Origin of the sequence: Micromonospora sp. M51 (assembly GCF_018070305.1) — a bacterium.
Lineage (GTDB): Bacteria > Actinomycetota > Actinomycetes > Mycobacteriales > Micromonosporaceae > Micromonospora > Micromonospora parva.
Genome location: NZ_JAGPXZ010000416.1, coordinates 1 through 5,395, shown reverse-complemented (window position 1 = coordinate 5,395; position 5,395 = coordinate 1). Strand labels below are relative to the sequence as shown.

The window sequence follows — 5,395 nt, the reverse complement described above, 5'->3', positions numbered from 1 at the left end:
CCGGGGCCCGGGTCCGGCGGCTGTGGAAGCGGTACGACACGGACGGCGTGTTCCGACCGGCCCTGCTGACCGGCCAGCCCAACCGCACCGCCCAGCCCAACCGCGCCGCCCAGCCCAGCGGGTCTGGTCAACCACACCGGCGTCGTCGACGCCCCCGTTGACCGGGTCGCTTCGCACCGGCACGCCCAGGTCCGATTCCCGCCAGCCGATGACCAGTCGAGCGGGGCATCATCGGTGACATGGAGCTGGACTTCGAGCGGTGTTACCGGGCCGTGGACAGCCGTGACCAGCGGTTCGACGGCTGGTTCTACACCGGTGTGACGTCCACCGGCATCTACTGCCGGCCGTCCTGCCCGGCGATCACGCCCAAGCGGAAGAACGTCCGGTTCTTCCCGTCCGCCGCGGCGGCGCAGGGCGCCGGGCTGCGCGCCTGCCGCCGCTGCCGGCCGGACGCCGCGCCCGGCTCACCGCAGTGGGACGTCCGCGCCGACGTGGTCGGCCGGGCGATGCGGTTGATCGCGGACGGGGTGATCGACCGGGACGGCGTGCCGGGGCTGGCCTCCCGGCTGGGGTACACCGAGCGGCACCTGCACCGGATGCTCAGCGCCGAGATGGGCGCCGGGCCGCTCGCGCTGGCCCGGGCGCAGCGGGCCCAGACCGCCCGGATCCTCATCGAGACGACCGACCTCGGGATGGCCGAGATCGCGTTCGCCGCGGGCTTCGGCAGCGTGCGGCAGTTCAACGACACGCTCCGCGAGGTGTACGCGAGCGCCCCGTCCGACCTGCGCACGGCCCGTGGTCGCCAGCGGACGGCGGTCGGGGCTGGGACGATCACGCTCCGGCTGGCGTACCGCCCGCCGCTGCACGCCCGGGCGCTGCTGGACTTCCTCGCGGTGCGGGCGTTGCCCGGTGTGGAGGAGGTCCGCGACGGGACGTACCACCGGGGTCTGCGGTTGCCACACGGCACCGGCCAGGTGGCCCTGACCCCGGCGGACGGGCACGTGGCGGCGACGTTGCGGCTGACCGACCTGCGCGACCTGGCGCCCGCTGTGGCCCGCTGCCGCCGGCTGCTCGACCTGGACGCGGACCCGGTGGCCATCGACGCCACGCTGGCCGCCGACCCGGCGCTGGCCCCGGCGGTCGCCGCTGAACCCGGCATCCGCGTTCCCCGGTCGGTCGACGGCTTCGAGGTGGCCGTCCGCGCCATCATCAACCAGCAGGTCTCGATCACCTCGGCAAGAACCACCCTCACCCGCCTCCTCTCCCACCGCGTTGATCATGAGGTTGACGAGGTCGATGAAGATCAAATTCCAGGTCAACCTCATGATCAGCGGGGTGGGCTGCGGGGGTTCTTGGGGGCGGAGGAGCTCTTGTCGCTGCCGGATTCGGCGTTCGGAATGCCGGTGGGGCGGCGGGAGTCCTTGCGGGGGTTGGCCCGGGCCGTGGTGGACGGGTCTGTCGACCTCGCCCCCGGGGTGGATCGGGGGGAGGCCGTCCGAGGGCTGCTCGCGCTCCCGGGCATCGGCCCGTGGACCGCCAACTACCTGGCCATGCGCGCCTTCGGCGACCCGGACATCCTGCTCAGCTCCGACCTCGCGGTCCGGCGCGGTGCCGCCGCGCTCGGCCTGCCCGACACCCCGACACCCCTCGACCGGCACGCCCAGCGATGGCGTCCCTGGCGGTCCTACGCCACGATCAGACTCTGGAGAACGGCATGACCATCGACAGCACCGTACTGCGCACACCGGCCGGTCCACTGAGCATCCTCGCCGGCCCCGACGGTGCCGTTCGGGCGGCCGGCTTCACCCCGGACCCGGCGGCACTGCTGCCCCTGGTCCACCCGACCCTGCGGGCACCGCTGCGGGAGCGCACCGACCTCGGGCCGGTCAGCGCGGCGGTCACCTCCTACCTGGACGGTGACCTCGCCGCCATCGACGCGGTGCCGGTCCAGCAACGCACCGGCGGCGAGTTCATGGCGCACGCCTGGCAGGTGCTGCGCGAGGTGCCGCCCGGCACCCCGGTCACCTACACCGGGTACGCCGCGCTGGCCGGTCGGCCACCGGCGGTGCGGGCCGCCGCGGCGGCCTGCGCCCGGAACGCGGCAGCCCTCTTCGTGCCGTGCCACCGGGTTCTTCGCACCGACGGCACGCTCGGCGGTTACCGCTGGGGGCTGGAGGTGAAGAAGTGGCTTCTCGGTCATGAGCGCCGCTTGACGGCAAGCTGACAGAAGCATCGACACCTGTTAGACGCTACCGTCTGGTAGTGCCTGTGGAGAGCGACGGCGACCCGGCCACCCGGGCCGCCGCGGGAACCCGCCCCGCGCACAACCTCTGGCGGCTACGCCGCTACCTGCGCCCGTACGCCGCCGAGTTCGCCTGGCTGCTCGTCGCGGGACTCGCCGGCACCGCCGCCGGGATCGCCGTACCGCTGGTCGTGCAGCGGGTCGTGGACGGGCCGGTGGCCCGACACGAACCCGCCGGGCTGCTCCAGCTCGGCGGCCTGGCGCTGCTGCTGGGTGTCGTCGAGGCGGTGCTCATCTTCATCCGCCGGTGGGTGCAGTCATCCTCGGCGGTGGGCATGGAGGCGGCGCTGCGCGCCGACGTCTACGCCCACCTGCAACGGCTGCCGACGAGCTTCCACGACCGCTGGCAGTCCGGCCAGCTGCTCTCCCGGATCACCAGCGACCTGTCGGTGATCCGCCGGTTCCTCTCCTTCGGCGTGTTCTTCCTGGTGCTCAACCTGACCACGTACGTGGTCGTGGTGCTGCTGCTGATCAACCTGCATCCGGTGCTCGGGGTGCTGGTAGCGGCCAGCGCGGTGCCGCTGCTGCTGATCAGTCGCCGGTTCGGGCGGCACTACCACGCCGCGTCCCGCCGGATGCAGGACCTGCAGGGCGACGTGGCGACCCTGGTCGAGGAGACCGCACAGGGTCTGCGCACCATGAAGGCGTACGGGCGGGGGCCCGAACTGGCCGGCCGCTTCGCCGGCGCGGCCCGGCGGCTGCACGACACCGGGGTCGGCAAGGGGCGGCTGCTGGCCAACACCTCGGCGCTGCTCGACCTGGTGCCCAACGTGACACTGGGCGTGGTGCTGGCGGCGGGGGCGGCCGCCGCCGCGCACGGGGCGCTCACCATCGGCGAGCTGGTCGCGTTCGTCAGCCTGCAACTGATGCTCATCTGGCCGGTGCAGTCACTGGGTTGGATCATCGCCAACGGTCAGGAGGCGGCCACCGCCGCCGACCGGATCCAGGAGGTGCTGGACACCCCACCGGAGATCGTGGATTCTCCCGGCGCTGTCGCTCTGCCCCGCGACGCGGTGCGCGGCCGGCTGCGCTTCGAGCGCGTCGCGTTCAGCTATCCGGGTGCCAGCACGCCGGTGCTGCGTGAGATCGATCTGAGCATCGAGCCGGGCGAGACACTGGCCCTGGTCGGCGCCACCGGCAGCGGCAAGAGCACACTGCTCTCCCTGGTGCCCCGGCTGCACGAGGTGACCGCCGGGCGGATCACAGTGGACGGCCACGACCTGCGCGACCTGCGGCTGGCCTCGCTGCGCCGGCTGGTCGGGGTGGCGTTCGAGGAACCCACGCTCTTCTCCATGTCGGTGCGCGAGAACCTCACCCTGGGTCGCCCGGACGCCGGCGACGACGAGGTCCGCGCGGCCCTCGCGCTGGCCCAGGCCGACTTCGCGTACGACCTGCCCTGGGGGTTGGCCACCCGGGTGGGCGAGCAGGGGTTGTCCCTCTCCGGCGGGCAACGGCAACGGCTCGCGTTGGCGCGGGCCGTGCTCGGCCGACCGGCGGTGCTGGTGCTGGACGACCCGCTCTCCGCCCTCGACGTGCACACGGAAGCCCTGGTCGAGGCGGCGCTTCGCCGGGTCCTGCGCGACAGCACCGCGCTGCTGGTGGTGCACCGGCCGTCGACGATCGCGCTGGCCGACCGGGTCGCCCTGTTGGAGGACGGGCGGATCACCGCGACCGGCACACACTCCGACCTGCTGGCCACCGTCCCGGCGTACCGGGCGCTGCTCGCCGCCGAGCCGCCCGCCGGGCATCCCCCACCGGCCGGGGCCGGCGGGCCCAGCCCGTCCCCTTCGGACGGGTGGGGACTGGTGCGTTCGTGAGCGTGCCCAGGCAGGCCGACCCACCTCCGGAGGAGGAGCCCGAGCTCACCCGCTGGCGCGGAACCGCCACCGACCCGGAGGCCGACCGCAGTCGAGCGGAGGACACCAGCCCCGAGGCGGTGGCCCGGCTGCGCCGGCTCAGCCGCAGCCTGCTGGGCGACCTGCTGCGCGGGCACCGGAAGCGGCTCGCCGCGGCGGTCGCCCTGCTGCTGGTCCAGAACGCCGCCGCGATGGCCGGCCCGTACCTGGTCATGATCGGCATCGACCGGGCCATCCCACCGTTGCGCGCCGGCGACCCCGGGCTGCTGATCGCCGTCGCCGGGGCATTCGCGGTGGCCTCGGTGACCGAGTACGCGGCCCGCCGCGGCTTCCTCGCCCTGTCCGCCCGGATCGGCCAGGCCGTCCTGCTCGACCTGCGCAAACAGGTGTTCGGGCACTTCCTGCGGCTGTCGGTGGACTTCCACGAGCGGTACACGTCCGGCCGGATGGTGTCCCGGCTCACCAGCGACCTGGACTCGATCGCCGAGCTGGTCGACGGTGGGATCGACAGCCTGGTGCTGGCCGGGCTCTCGATCCTGTCGGTGGCCGCCATCCTGCTCTGGCTGGACCCGCCGCTGGCGGGCGTGACGCTGTTCGCGTTTCCGTTCCTGTTCTCGCTCTCCCGCTGGTTCGCCCGGTCGTCGGCCAGCGCGTACCGACGGACCCGGGACGCTGTCGCGCTGGTCATCGTGCACTTCGTCGAGTCGATGCGGGGCATCCGGGCGGTGCAGGCGTTCCGCCGGGAACCCCGCAACCAACGGATCTTCGTGGCGCTCGGCGACGACTACCGACGGACCAGCCTGCACGCGTTCCGGCTGATCGCCACGTACTCGCCGGCGATCAAGCTGATCGGCAACGTCACGGTGGCCGTGGTGCTCTGCTACGGCGGGTGGCGGGTGCTCGGCGGGCAGACCGAGATCGGTGTACTCGCCGCGTTCCTGCTCTACCTGCGCCGCTTCTTCGAGCCGATGCAGGAGCTGAGCCAGTTCTACAACTCGTTGCAGTCGGCCACCGCCGCCCTGGAGAAGCTGGCCGGGGTGCTCGACGAACGACCGGCCGTCGCCGAACCGGCCCGGCCCACACCACTGCCGACCGGGCCCGGCCGTGGCGAGCTGACCTTCCGGGCGGTCAGCTTCGGCTACCGGACCGACACCCCGATCCTCCGCCGGCTGGAGTTGACGGTGCCGGCCGGGCAGACCGTCGCGCTGATCGGGCCCACCGGGGCGGGCAAGTCGAC

General features: G+C 73.3%; 4 protein-coding genes. All 4 read left to right on the top strand.

What is annotated here, in order from left to right:
- Positions 1–239: 239 nt before the first annotated feature.
- Positions 240–1,718, top strand: coding sequence for a DNA-3-methyladenine glycosylase 2 family protein (locus tag KBX53_RS20940; RefSeq protein ID WP_210861159.1), 1,479 nt, complete (start codon positions 240–242; stop codon positions 1,716–1,718).
- Complete coding sequence (locus tag KBX53_RS20935; protein WP_210861158.1) at positions 1,715–2,224, top strand: methylated-DNA--[protein]-cysteine S-methyltransferase; 510 nt, start codon at positions 1,715–1,717, stop codon at positions 2,222–2,224. The genes KBX53_RS20940 and KBX53_RS20935 overlap by 4 nt, the downstream gene beginning before the upstream one ends.
- A gap of 44 nt (positions 2,225–2,268) precedes the next feature.
- Positions 2,269–4,119 (top strand): ABC transporter ATP-binding protein, encoded by a 1,851-nt coding sequence (locus KBX53_RS20930; protein ID WP_210861160.1) that lies wholly within the window; start codon positions 2,269–2,271, stop codon positions 4,117–4,119.
- A partial coding sequence (locus KBX53_RS20925) for an ABC transporter transmembrane domain-containing protein (RefSeq protein ID WP_309140820.1) occupies positions 4,116–5,395 on the top strand: 1,280 nt, incomplete at its 3' end. The genes KBX53_RS20930 and KBX53_RS20925, both read left to right, overlap by 4 nt.